At 53.2% G+C, this 20,182-nt stretch carries 24 protein-coding genes; 1 reads left to right on the forward strand and 23 read right to left on the reverse strand.

Features of this window, described 5'->3' with window-relative positions; all coding sequences use genetic code 11:
• Window positions 1-46: 46 nt before the first annotated feature.
• The 9 genes from panB to R70723_RS20420 all read right to left on the reverse strand — a co-directional run bounded on the left by panB (window position 47) and on the right by R70723_RS20420 (window position 7,516).
• The gene (gene panB, locus R70723_RS20380) at window positions 47-913 is read right to left on the reverse strand and encodes a 3-methyl-2-oxobutanoate hydroxymethyltransferase (protein ID WP_039874882.1); all 867 of its coding nucleotides are present in this window, start codon (window positions 911-913) and stop codon (window positions 47-49) included.
• A gap of 325 nt (window positions 914-1,238) precedes the next feature.
• On the reverse strand, window positions 1,239-2,039 hold the full coding sequence (locus R70723_RS20385) for a biotin--[acetyl-CoA-carboxylase] ligase (RefSeq protein WP_052421403.1): 801 nt from the start codon (window positions 2,037-2,039) through the stop codon (window positions 1,239-1,241).
• Window positions 2,029-3,366, reverse strand: coding sequence for a CCA tRNA nucleotidyltransferase (locus R70723_RS20390; protein WP_047171173.1), 1,338 nt, complete (start codon window positions 3,364-3,366; stop codon window positions 2,029-2,031). Before R70723_RS20390 ends, R70723_RS20385 begins: the two co-directional genes overlap by 11 nt.
• Window positions 3,367-3,376: 10 nt before the next feature.
• Window positions 3,377-4,534: an N-acetyl-alpha-D-glucosaminyl L-malate synthase BshA gene (bshA, locus tag R70723_RS20395; protein ID WP_039874884.1), complete on the reverse strand. Its 1,158-nt coding sequence runs from the start codon at window positions 4,532-4,534 to the stop codon at window positions 3,377-3,379.
• An 83-nt stretch (window positions 4,535-4,617) separates the two neighbouring features.
• On the reverse strand, window positions 4,618-5,328 hold the full coding sequence (bshB1, locus tag R70723_RS20400) for a bacillithiol biosynthesis deacetylase BshB1 (protein ID WP_039874885.1): 711 nt from the start codon (window positions 5,326-5,328) through the stop codon (window positions 4,618-4,620).
• A complete protein-coding gene (gene mgsA, locus R70723_RS20405; RefSeq protein ID WP_039874886.1) occupies window positions 5,328-5,750 on the reverse strand; it encodes a methylglyoxal synthase in 423 nt (140 codons plus the stop codon). Before mgsA ends, bshB1 begins: the two co-directional genes overlap by 1 nt.
• 17 nt (window positions 5,751-5,767) lie before the next feature.
• Entirely contained in the window at window positions 5,768-6,571 is an 804-nt protein-coding gene (gene dapB, locus R70723_RS20410; RefSeq protein WP_039874887.1) for a 4-hydroxy-tetrahydrodipicolinate reductase, read from the reverse strand.
• A 34-nt stretch (window positions 6,572-6,605) separates the two neighbouring features.
• Complete coding sequence (locus R70723_RS20415) at window positions 6,606-7,127, reverse strand: tetratricopeptide repeat protein (RefSeq protein ID WP_039874888.1); 522 nt, start codon at window positions 7,125-7,127, stop codon at window positions 6,606-6,608.
• Window positions 7,128-7,186: 59 nt separating this feature from the next.
• Window positions 7,187-7,516, reverse strand: coding sequence for a nucleotide pyrophosphohydrolase (locus R70723_RS20420; protein ID WP_039874892.1), 330 nt, complete (start codon window positions 7,514-7,516; stop codon window positions 7,187-7,189).
• Between the two features lie 159 nt (window positions 7,517-7,675).
• On the opposite strand from R70723_RS20420, the gene R70723_RS20425 reads away from it, so the two are divergent.
• Window positions 7,676-8,545 (forward strand): YitT family protein, encoded by an 870-nt coding sequence (locus R70723_RS20425; RefSeq protein ID WP_039874895.1) that lies wholly within the window; start codon window positions 7,676-7,678, stop codon window positions 8,543-8,545.
• A 181-nt stretch (window positions 8,546-8,726) separates the two neighbouring features.
• Here the strand turns inward: R70723_RS20425 and R70723_RS20430 are convergent, their stop codons facing one another.
• The 14 genes from R70723_RS20430 to hisC all read right to left on the reverse strand — a co-directional run bounded on the left by R70723_RS20430 (window position 8,727) and on the right by hisC (window position 20,139).
• Window positions 8,727-9,611 carry a sporulation protein YpjB gene (locus tag R70723_RS20430; RefSeq protein ID WP_052421404.1) on the reverse strand — a complete coding sequence of 295 codons (885 nt, stop codon included), beginning with the start codon at window positions 9,609-9,611 and terminating at the stop codon, window positions 8,727-8,729.
• A gap of 55 nt (window positions 9,612-9,666) precedes the next feature.
• Window positions 9,667-10,314 carry a DUF1405 domain-containing protein gene (locus R70723_RS20435; RefSeq protein ID WP_039874897.1) on the reverse strand — a complete coding sequence of 216 codons (648 nt, stop codon included), beginning with the start codon at window positions 10,312-10,314 and terminating at the stop codon, window positions 9,667-9,669.
• A 96-nt stretch (window positions 10,315-10,410) separates the two neighbouring features.
• A complete protein-coding gene (locus tag R70723_RS20440) occupies window positions 10,411-11,289 on the reverse strand; it encodes a menaquinol-cytochrome c reductase cytochrome b/c subunit (RefSeq protein ID WP_039874899.1) in 879 nt (292 codons plus the stop codon).
• A gap of 28 nt (window positions 11,290-11,317) precedes the next feature.
• Window positions 11,318-11,989 (reverse strand): menaquinol-cytochrome c reductase cytochrome b subunit, encoded by a 672-nt coding sequence (qcrB, locus tag R70723_RS20445; protein ID WP_039874901.1) that lies wholly within the window; start codon window positions 11,987-11,989, stop codon window positions 11,318-11,320.
• A gap of 5 nt (window positions 11,990-11,994) precedes the next feature.
• Entirely contained in the window at window positions 11,995-12,549 is a 555-nt protein-coding gene (locus R70723_RS20450; RefSeq protein ID WP_039874903.1) for a Rieske (2Fe-2S) protein, read from the reverse strand.
• A gap of 218 nt (window positions 12,550-12,767) precedes the next feature.
• Complete coding sequence (locus R70723_RS20455) at window positions 12,768-13,172, reverse strand: DUF2487 family protein (protein WP_179088053.1); 405 nt, start codon at window positions 13,170-13,172, stop codon at window positions 12,768-12,770.
• Between the two features lie 77 nt (window positions 13,173-13,249).
• Window positions 13,250-13,429, reverse strand: a complete 180-nt coding sequence (locus tag R70723_RS20460) for an IDEAL domain-containing protein (RefSeq protein ID WP_038594463.1) — start codon at window positions 13,427-13,429, stop codon at window positions 13,250-13,252.
• 18 nt (window positions 13,430-13,447) lie between these two features.
• On the reverse strand, window positions 13,448-13,954 hold the full coding sequence (locus R70723_RS20465; protein ID WP_039874909.1) for a gamma carbonic anhydrase family protein: 507 nt from the start codon (window positions 13,952-13,954) through the stop codon (window positions 13,448-13,450).
• 11 nt (window positions 13,955-13,965) lie between these two features.
• Window positions 13,966-15,054, reverse strand: coding sequence for a hypothetical protein (locus tag R70723_RS20470; protein WP_039879058.1), 1,089 nt, complete (start codon window positions 15,052-15,054; stop codon window positions 13,966-13,968).
• A gap of 89 nt (window positions 15,055-15,143) precedes the next feature.
• A complete protein-coding gene (locus R70723_RS20475) occupies window positions 15,144-15,731 on the reverse strand; it encodes a histidine phosphatase family protein (RefSeq protein ID WP_039874910.1) in 588 nt (195 codons plus the stop codon).
• Window positions 15,732-15,984: 253 nt separating this feature from the next.
• Entirely contained in the window at window positions 15,985-16,578 is a 594-nt protein-coding gene (locus R70723_RS20480) for an anti-sigma factor family protein (protein ID WP_039874912.1), read from the reverse strand.
• A 5-nt stretch (window positions 16,579-16,583) separates the two neighbouring features.
• Window positions 16,584-17,171 (reverse strand): RNA polymerase sigma factor, encoded by a 588-nt coding sequence (locus R70723_RS20485; RefSeq protein WP_039874913.1) that lies wholly within the window; start codon window positions 17,169-17,171, stop codon window positions 16,584-16,586.
• 727 nt (window positions 17,172-17,898) lie between these two features.
• On the reverse strand, window positions 17,899-18,993 hold the full coding sequence (locus R70723_RS20490) for a prephenate dehydrogenase (protein ID WP_039874915.1): 1,095 nt from the start codon (window positions 18,991-18,993) through the stop codon (window positions 17,899-17,901).
• Window positions 18,994-19,041: 48 nt separating this feature from the next.
• Entirely contained in the window at window positions 19,042-20,139 is a 1,098-nt protein-coding gene (gene hisC / locus R70723_RS20495; protein ID WP_039874918.1) for a histidinol-phosphate transaminase, read from the reverse strand.
• Window positions 20,140-20,182 lie beyond the last annotated feature (43 nt).

Consider the following 20,182-nt stretch of genomic DNA (forward strand, 5'->3'; position numbering starts at 1 on the left):
ATCAAGCGCTTCGCGCAATTGCGCTACTGTTCTGACTACTCTCATCTTACTTCACTCCTTTTTTGGCAGCGCCGTATAAAGATTCCAGTACCTGCTCATCCGCTTTAAAAACATGGTTCTCAGCAGGGAAGGAACGCTCCTTCACTTCCTTGACGTAGCTGCTGATTCCCTCACGGATGATGCCGCCGACGTCGGCATAGGTTTTGACAAAACGCTTCTCCCGGTATGGCGAGGCATAGCGCACGAGATCATGGAACACAAGCACCTGTCCGTCGCAGTACCTGCCCGCCCCGATGCCAATTGTCGGAATGCTGAGCGCCTTCGTAATGGCTTCCGCCACTTCTTCCGTTACCAGCTCCAGAACGATGCCGAACGCGCCGGCCGCTTCAAGCGCCTTCGCCTCATCCATCAGCCGCTGTGCATCCTCGGGGTCTTTACCCTGAATCCGGTAGCCGCCGATCATATTGACCGACTGCGGAGTCAGTCCGATATGCCCGAGAACCGGCACCCCCGCCTTCGTAACCGCAGACACGGCATCGCAGATTTCAAGCCCGCCCTCCATCTTCACAGCATGGGCACGGCCCTCCTGCATCAATCTGCGCACACCGCGCAGCGTCTCATCCACGCTTCCGTGATAGGTCATGAACGGCATATCCGCCACGATAAAAGTGTTCTGCGCCCCCCGGACGACAGAGCGGGTATGGTAGACCATATCATCGATCGTCACCGGCAGCGTCGTATCATAGCCGAGCACTACATTTCCAAGTGAATCACCGACGAGGATCAGGTCAATTCCTGCCTCCTCCGCCAGCAGTGCCGAAGGATAATCATAAGCGGTCAGCATGCTCAGCGGCACACCGTCCGCTTTCATTTTTTTCATTTTTACAATGTTTAGTGCATGTTTGTCAGCCACTCTCTCCATTCCCCTTTTCGCAGTTAAAATACGCGTAAACGCGCAAACAAAAAAACCCTTTAGCATAATCGGCTAAATAGGTCCGAAGGGCAAAAAAGAGTCACTCGCGATCGTCCCTTCTGTCTCGGTCCTTACGGCTCAGAGCAGAATCCAACGTAACCGTGTTGTACAGTTATGAAGGTACATCCAAAAGCAATTACTCAATTATTGAAGCCTAGCCGGAGTACAGTTCGCAGTTCAGCGATACCGTCTCTGTCCATAGTATACCAAAACCTGACGGCAATTACACGAAAAAAATATGACAAGGGATGGAACCCTTGTCATATCAGATCATTTCTATCTCACCAGACAGAATGCTGGTGATATTTCCAGCCTCATCCTGCAGCAGCAGTCCGCCGTTCTCGTCCAGCCCCACCGCTCTGCCTCCAGAGCGGCCCTGGGATGCATTTAAGCTTATCTGGCGTCCGAGTGTCACCGACATGTCTTCCCAGAGCTCCTTCACCGGCCCAAAGCCCTGCTCTAAATAGAGGCCATATAAATATTCCAGCTCAGCCAGCACAGCCCTAGTCAGCTGTTCACGGTCAACCGGAATACCTCCGCCTTCAATCAGCAGGGAAGTGCCGACCCCCTGGAGATCATCCGGGTAGTCCTCAGGGGTCAGGTTGGCGGAAATCCCGATTCCGGCGATGGCATAATGCAACCCGCCTTCCCGGAGGGAGGATTCCAGCAGGATGCCGCAGATTTTGCGGCCGCCGGCCAGCAGATCATTCGGCCATTTAATTCCGGCCGGCACACCGGTCACCTCACGGATTGCCGTACAGACGGCAACCCCGGTGAGCAGTGTAAGCTGGGGCGTCAGGGACAGAGGCAGATCCGGACGGAGCACAATGCTCATCCAGATTCCCTTGCCCTTTGGCGAATGCCACTTCCGGCCCATACGTCCCCGGCCGCCGGTCTGCTCCTCGGCACGGACGGCTGTTCCCTCGGGGGCACCTGCCTCGGCCAGCTTTTTGGCTTCCTCCTGAGTCGAAGTCACCGAATCAAGCAGCTGCAGGCGGTCCTGCCAGCCGGGAACGAAGCTATCCCGGGCCGTGAGGCCGTGTGCAGGCTTTCTGTCATCGTTCATCTGCATCCATCCTTCTTGCTTCCTGAAGCAGCACTTGTTGATTATTCGGGCAGTCTCCTGCCGCTACAGCCAGCAGCAGCTTATTCAGCAGCGCACCAAGCCAAGGCCCCGGAGCCTTTCCAAGCAGGCCGGCCAGCTCCTTGCCGGAAACTGCCAGCTCGGCAAGCGTGCGGACCGGCATCTCCGCGGTCCATGACCGCAGGGTCGCCGGCGGGATGTACCGGATCGACGGGGCTGCGCCGCTGGTAGCGTGCAAGGCGGCCTGGCCTGCATGGGAGCGCTGTGCAGGCGGCTCCGCAAGCAGCGTCGCCCACCCTTCGGCGGCTTCCGCGCCGAAGGTCAGCACGGCGGCTATCCAGCGCCGCCGCAAATGCTCAGCAGCGCCGGGAGCATCCGGCGCTGCTGAGGCCAGAGCCGCGTCCCACGCCTCGCGGACGCGGAGCACGGCGGCGGTGCTGCTGCGCGCCGCCCCCGGGAACGTCCATGCCCGCAGGAGCTTGTCGGCCGCTTCGGCCGACTGCCCCAGGGCATGGAGGAGGAGCGCCCACCGCAGGCGGGCGCTCTCCAGTTCCCCGATCCCGGCCAGCATGGCGGCGGCAGCCGCCAGGTCTTCGCCGGTCCAGGGGAACGGGGCTTTGCCGCGCGCCAGCAGGCCGCTGCGCGCAAGCAGGCCAAGGCCGCGCACAGGGTGCGGCCCCTCGACAATCTTCGCAGTCTCGGCGCGCACGCGCTCGACGGCGATATGCGCCAGCTTGTCCCGCTGGCGCAGCAGCCCCCGCCACGTATTCTTGGCGATGGCAAAATCCAGCACCGACGCGAACCGCACACAGCGCAGCATGCGCAGGGCGTCCTCGTCGAAGCGCTCCTCCGCGCTGCCTACGCAGCGGACCAGACGGGCGTCTAAATCCTGAGCACCCAGAAACGGATCAACCAGCTCCCCGTCAAGTCCGCAGCAGATGGCATTAATCGTGAAGTCCCGCCGCCGCAGATCCTCTTTAACATCGCTTACAAAAGCTACATGCTCCGGACGCCGGTGATCCGCATAGCCGCTTTCTGTACGGTAGGTGGTCACCTCAAAGCTGAAGCCGTCCTGAAGCACGGTAACCGTTCCATGCGCCAGTCCCGTCGGGACACAGCGCGGAAATACGGCCATTACCTCCTCAGGCAGCGCCGAGGTAGTCAGGTCTATATCATGCACCGGACGGCCAAGCAGCTCATCACGGATACAGCCGCCGACAAAATAGGCTTCCCGGCCGCTCTCCAGCAGGCCGGTAATCACCTTGCCGGCCGCCTCCGCCATGCCTTCCGGCGCCATTGTCCATTTCATCCTGTACTCCTTACCCCCGGATTGTATCCATTCCGAGTACCTTGCGCCCAAGCACACGGTAATAAATATCTTCATATTGGTTCGTGATGCTGTCACGGCTGAAGTCGTTGCAGGACCGCGCCAGACAGGCCGTCCGGAACTGCTCCGCCATTGCCTCATCCGACAAAAGCTTTATTGCATACTTAGCCATGGCCGATGTATCGCCGATAGGTGCCAGGAAGCCGGTCTTTCCGTGCTGGACCAGCTCCGGAATACCTCCGGCCTGTGAACCGATGGTCGGTACGCCGCAGGCCATTGCCTCCAGTGCCACCAGCCCGAAGCTCTCCTTCTCCGAAGGGAGCAGCAGCAGGTCGGCCAGCGAGATGACCTGGGCGATTTCATCCTGCTTGCCAAGAAAGCGGACCTTGTGCTCCAGGCCCATCTCGTTGATCTTCGCCTGAATTTTCGGCAGCTCCGGACCTTCCCCTACAAGCAGCAGCTTGGCCGGAAGCTCACGGCTCACTTTTGCAAACACATCCACTACATCGCTTACCCGCTTAACCGGCCGGAAATTACTGATATGCATCAGAATTTTCTCATCCGGATTGGCATAATCGCCCCGCAGATCGGTTACATCGCGCGGATAGTACACCCGCTTGTCGACAAAGTTATAGGTCAGGTCAATGTCGCGTGTAATATCCAGTACCCGCCGGGTTTCATTAATCAGATCGAGCGAAACCGCCGTAACCGCGTCGCTCTCATTGATACCCAGCCGGATCAGATCCTTCAGCGATTCATCCTGGCCCAGCACCGTGATATCCGTACCGTGCAGAGTGGTTACAACCTTCATATCATTGCCGAGCATCTGCTTTGCCAGGAATGCGCAGACGGCATGGGGTACCGCATAATGTACATGCAGCAGATCCAGCCCCTGCATTTTGGCTACCTGGGCCATTTTGGTCGCCAGTGCGAGATCATAAGGAGGGTAACGGAATACATAATAATCGTTAACCTCAACCTCATGATAAAATATATTCTTCTGAAACGTTCCAAGCCGGAACGGGATACTGTGTGTTATAAAATGGACTTCATGGCCCTTTTCTGCCAGAAGCTTGCCCAGTTCAGTCGCCACTACGCCCGAGCCGCCGAGAGACGGATAACAGGTGATGCCTATTTTTAGCCGGTTCATAGCTCCGTCTCCTTCGTAGACTTATCTCTTACTTTAAGTAATGTCATGGATTTATTATAGTTGCATCACACAACAAAATAAAGCTATTCTGCTCTGCCCCCGCTAAGGAACAGGTCAACGGCATGGGGAACCCTCGTGGCAAAGCCTTCGGCAAAGGGGATGAGCCTGCGCTGGCCCAGCAGCATATCCCGCGAGCGGACGCGTTCAATATACCCCTCATTAAGCGGAGTGGACACGACATCCTCACCCGGAGCCTTTTCGAACTGGGAACGGTAGCAGGACAGCGCCTGCTCCTTCACAGCGTATTGCTCCGTTACATCCACAATAAGATCGGTACGGCCCAGATCATTGATGAAATAAAAATAAAGCAGCGGCGCAGGCACCGCAGGCTTGTCCGGCATATATTTCCGCAGCTTGGCGTTAAATACAGCCTCTTCCACCAGCTTGCTGCAGGCGATATGATCGGGATGCCTGTCCTCCCAATACGGCGCAAAAACGACAGCGGGAGCAAAACGGCGGATTTCCGCAGTTACTGCCGCCAGATGCTCTTCTGTCATATAAAGGCCGCGGTCCGGCAGTCCCAGATTAGTGCGCACAGCAGCACCCAGCACATCAGCTGCCTGCTGCGCCTCCTGTTTACGGCGCTCCACGGTGCCGTTTGATGACATTTCCGCAGCCGTCAGGTCGCATAAGCCAACCTTGAGCCCTGCAGCCGTATGCTTGGCGATCGTTCCCGCCATGCCGATTTCGGCGTCATCGGCATGTGCCCCGAATACAAGAATATCCAGCTTCATTATTCGCCCACACCCGGCTTGTATTTATGTACCAGCTCACGCCAGCCGAAATCCCCGCGGTCGATGGCTTTCACCAGAATCTCCGCTGTTGCAATATTGGTTGCCACCGGAATACCGTATACATCGCACAACCGGAGCAGTGCCGTAATGTCCGGCTCGTGCGGCTGTGCCATCAGCGGATCACGCAGGAAAATAATCAGGTCCAGCTCATCCTGCGCAACCAGAGAGCCGATCTGCTGGTCCCCGCCCAGCGGGCCGGACATGAACCGGTTAATCTGCAGCTGCGTTGCTTCCATAATCCGCTGGCCTGTTGTTCCAGTCGAGTAGAGCTCCAGCCCGGTAAAAACATTTTCATAGGCTGTAACGAAATTGACCATCTCTTCTTTTTTACGGTCATGTGCGATAAAGGCGATCTTTAGCATGTTGATTTCTCCCCTGTCTATTCAATAAAATGCTCGAAGCCGTAGATCAGACCGGTATACCCCATTACCTTCTGAACTCCCATCTTAACCCCCGGCATATAGCCCGCCCGTTCGTACGAATCATGACGGATTTTGAGCGACTGGCCGAAGCCGCCGAACACAACCTCCTCCTGGGCGAACACTCCCGGAAGACGGACGCTGTGGATACGGAAGCCGTTGTAATAGCCGCCGCGTGAGCCTTCAATAAGCTCCTCCTCCTCGGGATGGCCCTGGCGGAGCTCCTGTCTGGCTTCAGAGATCATTTCTGCCGTCTTGATTGCTGTACCTGAAGGGGCATCGAGCTTCTGATCTCCATGATACTCGATAATTTCCAGATGCGGGAAATATTTCGCTGCCTGTGCGGCAAATTTCATCATCAGAATGGCTCCGATGGAGAAGTTCGGGGCAATCAGGCCGCCGATTCCCTGCTCCTTGCATTGCTTGTCCAGCTCGGCAATTTGCTCCGGAGTGAACCCGGTAGTTCCGATAACCGGGCGCACCCCGTATTTAATTGCAAGCGAAGTATTGGCATAAGCCGATTGCGGAATAGTAAAATCAACCATTACATCCCCGCGGCTTCCTGCCAAGGCAGCTTCCAGATCGGAAGTAACGGTTATTCCGCATTCCTCCAGACCCACCATACGTCCGGCATCTTTCTCGCCCGCAGAACGGTCTACCGCTGCTGCCAGCTCCAGACCATCATCCTCCAGCACCAGCTTCACAACCTCTTTACCCATTCTGCCTCCTGCTCCGGAGACAATCACTCTGATCTTGTCGCTCACCTTTATTTCCTCCTCGCTTTCAATGGTTCCATTATTAGTGAATATATTTTTGCAAAGATCTTTGCAGGTCTTTCATAAGCTGGCGCAGTCCCGTATCATCCGGATGAAGCGCAATTACCTCTTTCATGGCGGCAATCGCCTGTACATGCTCATTCATCCGGCTGTGCGCAATCGCCAGCCATACATAGGCGTCTCCATATAAGGGGTCAAGCGTTATAGCTTCTTTAAGGAGTGTAACCGGATGGTACGGATTATACGTGCCTCCCGCATCATCCTCCAGCAGGCGTTTGGCCTCCTGCACAAGCCGGAGCGCCTGCAGATGCTGAAGATGCAGCCGGTATTCAGGCTTCGTATCATCCAGCCTCACCGCTGCAACCGCATGCTCCAGCGCCTTCTCCGCCATTCCGCTCCGGGCATACGTAATGGAGCAGCGGTATCTGACCTCGGCATCATCCGGGCTTGCTGAAATTGCAGCCTCAAAAAAAGCGATTGCCTGAGCAAAATCACTGCGCAAAATGGAGCGGTATGCCGCCTTAACATAATCATTATGATCCATATCCTCACCATCCTTACGGCTAAATCCCGTTCGTTTGGTACAGCATATGATATAGAGGCCTAATCGGTGTTTTTGAGGGTCCAGCGGCCGGCATCCCGGGTATTGAACTTGTGCATTACTTTATTGTGGGCTTCTGTCAGGTCTATGCCCAGCGAATTCGCAAAGCATACCGTAATAAACAGGATGTCACCCAGCTCCAGCTCAATGGAATTATCGGCTTCATCCGCTTTTTTTGGCTTTTCACCAAACTGATGGTTCACTTCACGCGCCAGCTCCCCCACTTCCTCGGACATCCGGGCCAGCATGGACAGCGGGCTGAAGTAGCCTTCCTTAAACTGTGAGATATAAGCGTCAACTTCACGCTGAATATCAGATAGACTTTTTTCCATAATTTGCAGCTGCGCCCCCCTGTATGATCTTGCCTTATGTTTGCCCCTATGTTATCGTAAAGACGTTTTGAAGACAAATCTTTTTTAAATTTGCAGCTTCACCCGATGAAAACAAATCATCTATATTCGGCCCGTTCAAGGGCTTAGGCGAGGGATCTAATGAAATCATTAAACGTTATGAATATCGGCAAAACCATTGCCCCCATCATGCTCGGCACAGCTGTCTACGCCTTCGGACTGCTGTACTTTATCGTGCCTAACCAGCTGATGGAGGGCGGCGTGACCGGGATCACCATTTTGCTAAACTACGCATTCGACATTCCGATCTTCCTGACGACACTGCTGCTTAACCTTCCTCTGTTCCTGCTGGGCTGGAAGGTACTGGGCTCCAACCAGATCGTCTATACCGGCCTAGGCATCGGGTCTCTGACCTTTTTCCTGTGGGTGTTTGAACAAGTGATTGCCAAAGGCTGGCTCGTTCCCTTCACTACGGAGCATGATTTTATTCTTGCTTCATTATATGCAGGCGTTACACTGGGTCTGGGACTTGGCATTGTCTTCCGTTATGGCGGCACTACCGGCGGGGTCGATATTGTGGCACGCATTCTGGGCCGTAAATTCGGCTGGAGCATGGGCCAGATCATCCTTGTTGTTGATATCATCATTATCGGCGCTTCCTTGCTCTACATACCCCGTGAAAAGATTTTGTACACCCTTGTGGCCGTGTTCATCGCTTCCCGTGTCATTGACTTCATCCAGGAGGGTGCGTACGCTGCCAAGGCCTTTACTATAATCAGCGACGATGCGCCGCAGATTGCCGATCTGATTACTGCAGAGATGGAGCGCGGCGTAACCCTTATTCCGGCCATCGGCGCATATTCCAAGCAGGCGAAGCACATGGTCTACTGCGTAGTTTCCCGCCAGGAGATCCGCCGGCTAAGCCAGCTGGTCAAATCCATTGACCCTACGGCATTCGTGATAATCAGCGATGTACATGATGTAATGGGCGAGGGCTTCCGGGAATCCTGAGCAGCAGCGGCGATTTCACCCGGTTTAGCTGCAGAAAATACACTTTCCTCATTAAGGCACGTATCGCAAAAAGACTCCTCTCCCGCAGCTAACGGAAAGAGGAGTCTTTATTGTGGATCACTCAGGTTATAACTGCGCTCAGCCAGTTTGTACATACGCCTGGCGGAGAGTCCGCCCTCAGCTACACCGGCTTCAGATCCTCCCGCTCACCCCGGTATTTGCGGTAAGCAGCATAGCCCAGGGCGGAAATAATGAAGGCACCGCCCAGCAGTCCCCAGGCGCCGTATTCCCTCGGCGCTAGCGGCAGGGATAACGCCGGCTCATCCCGTTCCTTGCCGAACAGCACCCTTACGGCATCCTGGCCGTAGGAGACGATCTCCAGCAGCCTTGAGCGGCCGGGCGGCTGGGCGGAAGAGGTGATTCCTGCTGCATAGGACAGCCACGAATCGAAGGCATTTACCGTTTCCGGCCGGCTTGAGATCACAACCGCATGCCGGATAGTGTCATACCTGCTCTGCAGCCGGGAGACGGCTGTTTTCCAGCCTTCCGGCTTCCCGGCCGCAGCGCTCTGCTCCATATCGTTCAGATCCTCACGGATCAGCTTGTAATACTGCTGCCACATCGGCTGTCGGGGATGGTTCAGGCTGTTGGCGGCAAGCCGCAGCCTGGCAGCTGCCGCCTCCCATTTCTCAGGATCAATCTGTGCAGCTGCCAAAGCAGCCTTAAGATCCACAATTACTCCGGACAAGGCGTTTATTCCTTCTACCGAGGTTAAGCCTTCAAAGGAGGAGGATTCAAAAATCCGCGTAATCTCTGCGCTCTCCTGCCTTGCCTTCACCACATCACCTTCAAGAACATAGCTGTACAAGGCTTCTGCAGCCTGCTCCAGCCGTTCAGCCCCGTTCCTTCCAGTCAGCACAGGCGCTTCTGCCGCCTGTCCTGCCCCGCCGTTAGCGGCTCCGCCAGTAGCGTTCGCATCCTTTGCAAATACAATCCCGCCGTTCATGCCGGCAAGCAGCCAGCACACAATTAAACCAGTCAGCACAATATATCGCCTGCGCGGCATGAGACATCCCTCCTACCCTAATCTATGGCAGGAGGACAAGAGTTAGAACAGCCTGTCAGCCCCGGTCCCCGCTTGACTGCCAGGGTAGAATACGCCTGATTTTGGGGCCGGCGGCCCATGCGGCTGCGGCACTTAATAAGGTCAGCAGAATCGTAAGATTCTGCACCTCGGTAAGGTCATCGTCCAGAACGGACGGCAGCCACGGGTATACCCCGGCCGAATAATCCACCATATCATTAGCCAGCGTCCAGAGCAGAGCAACCGGCAGCATCCGCCGGAAGGCGAAGTAGCGGGCATAGATCAGCGCCTCCACTGCCATTCCGGTATGCGACACCACCAGCATCCAATCCTTCCAGGTGATAACGTCCCCCTGAGCCCCTCCGGCAAAAATAACGCCTACAGCCCATATCCCGTACTTCACAGAAGTAATCACGGCAAGCGCCTCAATCAGCTCGCGCACCAGCGTTCCCTTCAGCCCTTTCGGCGGAAATAGCAGCAGCAGAAGCGCAATCGTAAAGAACAGGCTCGCCGTCGGGCTGTCCGGGACAAACGGAAGCAGCCAGGCCGGGTAGTTCTCGGCTGTATACTTCAATTGATTGCCATACCATATGTATCCGTAAATCGTGCCGAGAAGATTGACGATAAAGAGCAGCCATATCACTCCCCGATGCTTAAACACCTTGTCCAGCAGGTTAACCGACATACACCATTTCACCCTCCCGAATCATAACCTCTGACTTCTTTGACACACATAAAAACCTGACCGCAAGAATACGATCAGGTTCGCGTTATCATTATTTTACTGTTCGCTTTTTTGTTTGGCAAGCCAGGCGGCCAGTGAGTCAATATCTTCATCTGACAGTCCGGCTCCCAATGCAGTTTCGTACATCGGCGGCATCTGTCCCTGGCCGTCCTTTATGATGGACAGGATCGCAGCCTGGTCGTGAGTATCCCCTACTCCCCGCAGCGACGGCCCGCCTCCGCCCTTCAGATCTACCGCATGACAGCTTACACAGGTAGCCTGCTTGAAGAGGGCCATTGCCGGGTCATCCTTGTCCACGATGGCAATATCCCCGGTCTGGACAGCACTGGTCGTGGGCAAGCCTTTGGCCCGCTTCTCTGCCGCCTGCTCCTCTCGCTGCACATCCTCCGGTATCTGTCCGGACTCAGCCATTTCATGCTTGTATTCGGTCCAGGCCGTATTGGTTAAGTAGACGATAGCCGCAAGTGACAGGAACATCAGCGAGGAGGCGATCGGCCGCTTATAGAAGCGGCGTTCCCGGCCGGTATCCAGAAAGGGTGCAAGCAGCAGGGCACCGAAGGCTACGCCGGTAACACCCAGGGTTCCAAGCACAATATAATCTCCCGATGCATAAGGCAGCTTTAGATATTGATAAAGAAACAGAAAATACCAGTCTGGAATCGGAATGACGGTCGCCCGGGCATCTGCCGGGAATCCCAGCGGTGCCGGCTCAGAAATGGTAAGCACCAGTATTCCCACCAGTACAACTACACCGACCATCCATTCCTTAAGCAGGAAGTTTGGAATGAACGCCTCCGATTTACCGGGATAGGCCGTGTAATCAGGCGGTGTAATGAACCCGCTGCCCTTCCTTACCCGGGAGTCGCCGACATAGACAATTTTTTCATCAGAGCCGTCTTTGCCCTTATGTGCCATTGCGGTGCCCCTCCTTTTGTCAATTGGCTTACAGCGGGCCGGATATGCCTTGCTTGCGGATCATAATAAAGTGTCCGACCAGCAGTATAAGCAGAACGGCCGGGAGGAAGAATACATGGAGAGCGAAGAAGCGGGTAAGTGTCTCTGCACCGACAATCGTTCCGCCCTGCATCAGCTCTTTTAGCACAGGACCCATTACAGGCACGGAGTTGGCAATCTCAAGTGTGACCTTGGTAGCGAAGTAGGCTTTATTATCCCATGGCAGCAGGTAACCGGTCAGTCCCAGGCCCAGCATGACGAAAAAGATCAGCATCCCGACCACCCAGTTCATCTCGCGCGGAGCTTTATAGGAGCCAGTAAAGAAAACCCTCATTGTATGCAGGAACATCATTACTATAACGAGACTAGCCCCCCAGTGGTGCATGCCGCGGACGATTTGCCCGAAAGCAACCTTGGTCTGCAGATATTCCACACTGGCATAGGCATTGATAATATCCGGCACATAATACATCGTCAGAAACATGCCGGACAGAATCTGAATAACGGTGATAAAAAAAGTAAGGCCGCCAAAGCAGTACACGAATGCCGAAAAGTGATGGGCCGGATTGACGTGCTCAGGCACCTCGTGGTCGGCGACATCTCTCCAGATCGGCGTAATATCCAGACGTTCATCAATCCAGTTGTAGATGTTTTTAAACATCGCTATTACGCCTCCTTATTGGCTTCACTGTTAGGAACAATGTCGCCCAGGTACACCCAGCCGCCTTCAATCCTGGTCAGATACCGGTCCAGCGGCTTAGCCGCAACAGCCAGCTGTTTGCCGGACCTCGTATAGCGGGCACCATGGCAGGGACAATGGTATTCATCCGGAAAAGCCTTATCATTGTTCCAGCCTACAGTGCAGCCGAGGTGCTTACAGACCGGTGAAAGCGCATAAATATTTCCGCCCGCATCTTTGCGGATCCAGGCTGTGAGGGTAGCCGTACTGGCATACCAGCCGTCCTGCTGCTTGAGCTCAAAGTTGAATTCCTGAGGGATATCTGTTATTTGAGAGGCTTCCACAACTTTAATGAAATCCCCTTCACCCCGCTTATGTAAAATAGGATCTACTGCAAAACGGGCCATCGGAAGAAAGACTCCGGCTGCCATGTAGGCAGTGGCTCCGCCAAGCGTGTAGGTTAGAAACTGCCTGCGGGACATCTCCTTACGTCCGGGCGTTTGTTGAGGATTCTCTTCATGCTCTTCATTGTAGCTGCTCATACGGTGTGTAACCCCCTTAGAGAAAATGGAGAAGCCACCTGCAGGTAACACAGAGTCATTTAATGTAAATAATCCGTTTGCAATGACATATATCATACGTCATCTCAATTCACCCATATCATAGCTCAGGCACCATTACCCGTCAATAATTTTGTCTATTTTGTGACAGGCATAAATTCTAACTTTTAATAAATTGTTGATTTTTCGTCACATTTAACTCATTTTTCAGACTGCCAAACGGCCTGTATTTTCTCTTTAATACCGGACCTTAAGGCCGCGCTAGAATCGGCACAAATTTCAGGTACAGCAAGGAATAAATCGCTTTCATAAATCCCTGAACCTGAAGCCTCCGGAGCAGCTGAAACAACAATCACGTACTGGAAGTTACTGTATTTGACTTTTCGGCAAATATCATTAATCAATTCTGAATTCCATCCTGTTTCATACTGTAATGCAGGGTAGATAACGATGCGTCCCCGGAACAGCTGCTCAATCTGCTCCAGCAGGTCACGAAGCCTCTCCAGCACAGCCGCCGCCTGAGGCGGACTCTCTGTCCCCTGTAATCCTGTATAAGGAATCAGGCAGGTATCATAATAGTGTCCATTTTTATTCCATTCCTCCACAGTGAACTCACTGAATCTCATTCCGTCCAGCCCCCTGACCTTTGATCTCAAAAAAAGAAATGCGCTTAGCGCATTTCTTATGCCAGACTCTTCAGTTCTTCAGTCAAATAACGGAACGCCGCTTTATCTCCGGCCGCCAGCGCCGTGTCGATCTCCCGGTACAAGATGTCGGTACGACGCTTTCGCAGCGCTTCATCCCACACCATTTCTGCCGCAAGCCCTAGCATCACTTCATAGGTAGCCTTCATTTTGTCCATTCGATACACCTCCGCTGTTTAGAAGATTCCATATTCCTTAGCTTTAATCACATAGCTTTCACAAGTGTGCTTCATCCGGAGCAGATCCTGCTCCGTCAGTTCACGGACGACTTTTGCAGGAGAACCCAAAGACAATGTGTACGGCGGGATGATTTTGTTTTCGGTTACAATGGAACCGGCTCCTATTAAAGCATATTCACCAATTTCTGCTCCGTTCAAAACAATTGCACCCATTCCGATTAATGTGCCTTTGCCTATCCTGCAGCCGTGGATGATGGCGGAATGCCCAACCGATATCCCGTCTCCCAGGATCAGCGGCAAGCCTTCCCCTACATGTCCAACAGCCCCGTCCTGAATATTGCAGCGTTCACCGATCATTACCGGAGCCAGATCACCCCGGAGCACGGCATTGAACCAGATGCTAGAATGCTGCCCCACCGTCACATCGCCTACCAGCTTAGCGCCTTCCGCCACGTATACGGATTCGTCAGTCCGCGGTATGTAATTCCCGTAAGCAATCCGCATGTTTCTCCCCCTTACTTAGGCAGCCTCCTCGGAGTGGCCGCTTCCATTCCCCATGGGGTCATTATGACTACAGGTCCGTCAGGAGTTTCCCCCAGCCGGATCATTCCCAGATGAAGCATCATCCGTATTATGCGCTGTTCCAGGATAGATGCAGCATTGTCATAGTAGAATGGTCTGACCAGCCAGCCTATTCCTTCCACCAGGGAAGAAAGGCTTACCCACTCTCCGGCACTCTTACTTATCCAGTATACGATTGATGGAAGATTGGGAACAGCACCTTTATACAGTTTTAACCAAAAGAAGAATATCTGTATCATCCTTTCACTTTTTCCTTCGGCCAGCAGTGATTCACCGGGGGCAGTCAGCTTGAGACGGTAGCCTTCTTCAGAAATAAAACGGCGGTGTCTGGCATAATCATACAAAAGGGCCAGCCGCGGCGGGTAATGCTCACATGCTCTGCCGTAACCGAATCTCCATCCGCCTTTTCCGAGCAGCGGCTCCGGGATCTGCAGTGCATTCATCAGTCCCTGCTGATACCGTTTATACAGCGCGCCCTCCTGGTTCAGCTCAGGCTCATTCTCCTTCACATAACGCAGAAACAGCAGCAGATCCCCTTCCAGCAGATCCCCTTCGGCACGGTACACAGCAGGTTCACCGCTGCAGGTAACCTTTTCCCGGATAAAATGTCCCATCTGTTCAAGAAAGCGGCGCTTTAAATCCTCAGGCACCTGATACAGATATTTGCTTTGCTGCGAGGTGCCGCTGAACAGCCAGCCTCCGTTTTTAAAGCGGCCGATCATTTCACGGTATCCGCCGTCTTTACCGTCAGGACGGTCGAAGGAAGCCTGTTTGGCTGCTGCCAGCAGATCCTCAGGGCTAAAGTGGCTGCGTTCATCAAAAAGCAGTGTGTTCAGAAACCGTAATTCCTCCGGCTTACAGCTCCGGATATGGGACTCCATGAAATCCCGGCTTCCAAGCAGGATGAGGAGACTCTGGATCAAGTCATGTTTTGAGTTTCGTTTGCAATCGCACTGGTAGCGCCCCGCCATTGCGGTAAGCTGGCCAATGTCCGCGTATGTGAGCATATCCGCCAGATTCATCATTCATCGCCTCACTGTTTTACTACCATTATGGGAAATACAGCCCTTTTTATTCCTTTTTCTCAAAAAAAATAACCCGAAAGCTCGGGTTAGCGCTGATTCTGCAAAATATGGCGTGTACAGTTATACAAAAGCGCGTTCCATTCCTGCTCGCTTTTCTCAATAATGGTCAGCGACAGATTTCCCAGACGTTCTGTATATTTGTCCTTGTAAAGCGCTACATAGAGCTGGGCCAGAAACCCGCCATGGGAAATGACCAGTATGTTACTGTCCGGATAACGTGCGGTAATGTCCTCCATAAAAGCAAGCCCCCGAAGCTGCAGCTGCTCATCGGATTCCTGCCCAAGCTCCAGCAGATTCCACTCCTTGCCCCATTTGGCCTCGCGCTCCAGTGCAGTCAGTCCTTCAACCTGGCCGTAGGCGCGCTCCCGGATCCGTTCATCCGGCTCAATCAGGGGAATCCCCAGCTTGGCAGCAATGATTCTACCTGTCTCTTCAGCGCGGGACAAGCCGCTCGTAACACAAAAATCCCAGCGGTAGGGCTCCTGCAGCAGCCGGTCACCGAGCATCTCAGCCTGCCTCCGGCCTTCCTCATTAAGCGGAATATCACTTTGTCCCTGAATTCTGCCTGCTGCGTTCCAATCCGTCAGTCCATGGCGTATCAAGCCGATCAGCATCGCCTATCATCCTTCCATCCAGTATGTTTTGCTTAATAATGTATCATGAATGCAAACAAATGTCTTCTTTTTGAAGGTTTATGGGGTTTTGTGATATGGTTTCAAGTGCGGATACACAAGTAGAAACGGCTTCGCCGTCCTTGAGGGAAGGCGGCAGCCGTTTCTGCGAGAAATATAAGGATTATTGATAGCGTCGAACATATAAAGCTTATATTTACAAAAAAGTCCGCTTTACCTGGGTAAAGGGACCTTGTCATTGTCTTCTGTAACGGTTAAGGCGGGTCAGCAGAAAAATCGACAGCGCCACACCCAGCGTAGATAATACCATCCAGTACTGCGGATGTGTCGGACCCATATTTACAACCAGCGGCTCAATAATCCCGCCTCCGGTTTCTGTGGCAGGATAAGAAGATGACCACTCCAGCGAAAGTCCGGCTACACCGGTCTCAATAATACCGCTCTGTGCGGAGCTGGTATTCGCAGAGGTCTTGAACATGGTGAAATACAGGAAGCTTGATAAAAACACAGCCAGAAAGCAGGCGATCCACAGGCTCAGCCGGCGGCGGAACACAGTTGTGCTGCCGGCAGACTTGCCGTCCCCGGGCATCAGCCAAGGGCTTTCCAGGTAAATCCGCTCCATAACCTTCTGATTGATAGCCTCGGCACGTTCCGTGCTGATCTCTATCCGTAAATCCTGCATAAGCTCGTTGCTCTCCTGCCATAATGCCCATTCGGCAGCACAATAAGAACAGCCGGCGATATGCCTTTCCAGCTCAATCCGCTTAGGGTCTGTGGGGGGAGCGTCCCACAACAGCGGAATGAAATCCTGCGCTTCCCTGCATTTCATAGGCCTTACACCCTCTCAGCCTGCTCTTCTGCCTCAGGCTCATAAAAGTAGGATTCGAGTTGGAGCTTCACACTGCTCCTTGCACGGAACAACAGTGATTTCACGGAGCTGACACTCTGATCCAAAATGACGGCAATTTCCTGATAATCCATCTGGTCATATTCACGCAGAATCAGCGCCGAACGCTGCTTCTCCGGAAGATTGTTAATGGCTTCGCGGACCAGATTCATCCGTTCCTTGCGCAGTGCAGCCTGTTCAGGAGCTACCTCTGGCGGTGCTACAGGCGTGTATCCGCTCTCTTCCAGTGATACATTTCCCGCACGGTTCTTGCGCAGCTCACTTAGCACAGTGTTGCGGGCAATAGTATACAGCCATGTAGAGAAAGAGGCATCCACTTCACGGAAGGAATGCAGGCTCCGGAACGCCTTGTAAAAGGTCTCTGAGCAAAGATCCTCTGCGATCAGCTCCATATGCGAATTTTTGAGCATATGATACACAAAAGCCAGTATCTTTCGTTGGTATCTTCGCATCAGTTCCGAGTATAGTTCTGTGTTACCTTGCTTAATTAACTGGATCAACTGGGAATCCGTCATGGTGAGTTCGGCCCTCCTCGCCCTTGCACGTTTATCCCCGCCCGGTCCGTATGTATATACCGGCTTGGGGTAAAAAAGTTGCGGTGATTCCTCCAAATTTGCAATATCATAAGCATGAAATAAGTTCCCTCGTGGATAAGGCAGTACTTCCTATGTATATTCAGCATCCGGGCAAATAAGATATGCTGTATGTAAATACAGAAATAAAAACGCATATTCATAAATTTCCAATAATGAAGTCTATAAACATACTTAACCAAGTATAGCATACATTCTATCAGGATGAAATTAGTAGACTTTTGTAAAGCTGTTCTCTACCTTTGTGCAGGAAAAAGTCGAAAGCCGTAAAACGCCCTCCCGGGCCGATAAAGACACTGGTAAAATTAGTTTAAAGAAAGTGTTGACAAAATGTAAACGGATACATATAATAAAAGTACAGTATGGTTTCTCTCCACTCCTATCCAAACACTGTACGATTCCAATATCCATTGTGAATTGTAGCCGCTTACTTTGTAAGCGGTTCTTTTTTTTGTAAAAGTGCTGGCCCTCTTAAGGAATCGCCGCCTCCCGTTTCCCTCATTATTAGTTATTTAGAGAATAAGCTTCTTCCCCGAGATAATCCAAAAAAAAGCGCATACCGGCTTGAACCGGTACGCGCCTCGCTTCTGCAAACAGCTTAATGTGTCAGCCGCTCAATTGGATGACTTGGCAGCCGCAGCACTGCCGTCTATACGTAGACCGTATAATCGTTATGCTGCAGAAGCACCTTGGCCCGCTCCATGTCATTTTCCTGGCGGAAAGACAGGCGCATAATCCCCGGTACATCCTCACGGCTTTCAATAATCTGTACATTGCTTAAGTTAATGCCCTGATCCCCAAGCTCGGTAGCGATGCGGCCGATAATCCCCGGATGGTCGGGAACATCGATATGCAGATCGAACAGCGGGGTAATCATTCCTTTGCGCCGTTCCGGCAGCTGGCTGCGGAACCCGTTCGCTTCGTGGAAGGCTGCCTCTATTCCGGTACCGTCCGAGTTCTCCAGCAACTGAATAAAGGAGGAGACCTCCTCGTTCCAATCCTTAAGCAGACGCAGCATGACGGAGCGGTTATTGAGCAGAATATCGCGCCAGATGATCGGATCGCTGGAGGCAATCCGGGTTATGTCACGGAATCCTCCGGCAGCCAGAGTACTGTACAGTGAATCCTCCGTATCATAAGCATGAACCTGGTTTACAAGAGCAACAGCGATAATATGCGGCAGGTGGCTGATAGCCCCGACAATTTCATCATGACGTTCCGGTTCAAGCCGGACGATCTGTGCTCTCGTATGTAATAACAGTGATTTCAGCGCCTCATAGGCTTCCTCAGGCACTCCTGGCGGCGGAGTCAGCACATAGTAGGCATTCTCGAACAGCAGGGATGAAGCGGCCTCCACACCCGAACGCTCCGAGCCGGCCATCGGATGGCCGCCGATAAAATGAACGCCTGGAATATCCAGGGATACCGCGCAGGCTGCGATGCTGGCTTTGGTGCTGCCGACATCGGTGATGATGCATCCCGGCTTAAGCGGAAGTCTGCTCAGCTGCTGCAGATACTCCTCCAGCATGCCCACGGGCACGCACAGGAAGATATAATCGGCGTCCAGCGCCGCTTCCTCAACAGAAAGCGTAGCCTGATCTACCACGCCCCTGCTGACATACTTAACCGCGGATTCAGGACGGTGGGCATGGCCGACAACGGTCAGGCCCTCCTTGCCTTTGAAGCAAAGGGCCAGTGAGCCTCCGATCAGACCGACACCGAAGATTGCTATTTTTGTCGTCATATCTTTGTACTACCTGCCTTCTCTTGTTTCGTCTATGAACGTTACTGGTTATGCCCGTACTTCCTGTTCGGACAGTGTCTGCTCCAGCGCAGTGATAAAAGCCTTGTTCTGCTCTGCCGAGCCGACAGTTACACGGATATAAGTCGGGTACAGACGGTGGCCGGCCCGGACAATGATACCGAGACGCAGCAGTTCATCAAATACCTCTACAGCCGGCTTGCGCACATCCACCATAATGAAATTGCCGTTAGCCGGGAATGCATGCAGACCCAGGCGGCGGAATTCAGCCTGCAGCTGTACGATGCCTTCACTGTTAAGACGGCGGCACTCAGCCACATAATCCTGATCGGCCAGCGCAGCAAGCGCTCCTGCCTGTGCCAGGCGGGACGTATTAAACGGCTCGCGCACCTTGTTGATCAGGTTAATGATCTGCGGGCTGGCAACTCCATATCCGATACGCAGGGCAGCCAGACCGTAAATCTTGGAGAAGGTCCGCAGCACTACCAGATTCGGATACTGCTCCAGCAGCTTGATCCCATCCGAGTAGGATTCGTCTGTCACATATTCGAAGTAAGCCTCATCCAGCACCACCATTACTGAGGAAGGTACTGCATTCAGGAATGTAACCAGTGCATCGTGCGGAACAATCGTTCCGGTAGGGTTATTCGGATTACAGATCCAGATCACCTTTGTTTTGTCTGTAACGTGGGCAAGTATGCCGTCAAGATCATGGGTTCCGTCTGCCAGCGGCACTTCAATGGATACAGCACCTTCAATGTCCGCATTGCTTTTGTATACAGAGAAGGTCTGATCAGCCATAATCGTTTCGTCCCCGGGCAGGAAGAACGCGCGGCAGATCAGGGCGATAATCTCATCGGAGCCGCAGCCAAAGATGATGTTTTCGCTCTCTACACCGAGATGTCCCGCCAAAGCGGCCGTCAAGTCAGCGGCTGAGCCGTCGGGATACAGGAACAGATTGTCCAGGTCCGCAATAATAGCAGCCTTTGCGCTCGGAGAGGCTCCGTAAGGATTTTCATTGGAAGCAAGCTTAATGACCTCATCCAGTCCAAGCTCTTTCTTCACTTCTTCAATTGGTTTTCCCGGCTTGTAGACAGGGAGATTAACGATATTCGGTTTCGGATTCATCTGCAGTCCTCGCTCTCCATGAATAAATAACAGCCTGCTTCTG

This window comes from Paenibacillus sp. FSL R7-0273 (assembly GCF_000758625.1).
Classification (GTDB): Bacteria; Bacillota; Bacilli; order Paenibacillales; family Paenibacillaceae; genus Paenibacillus_AQ.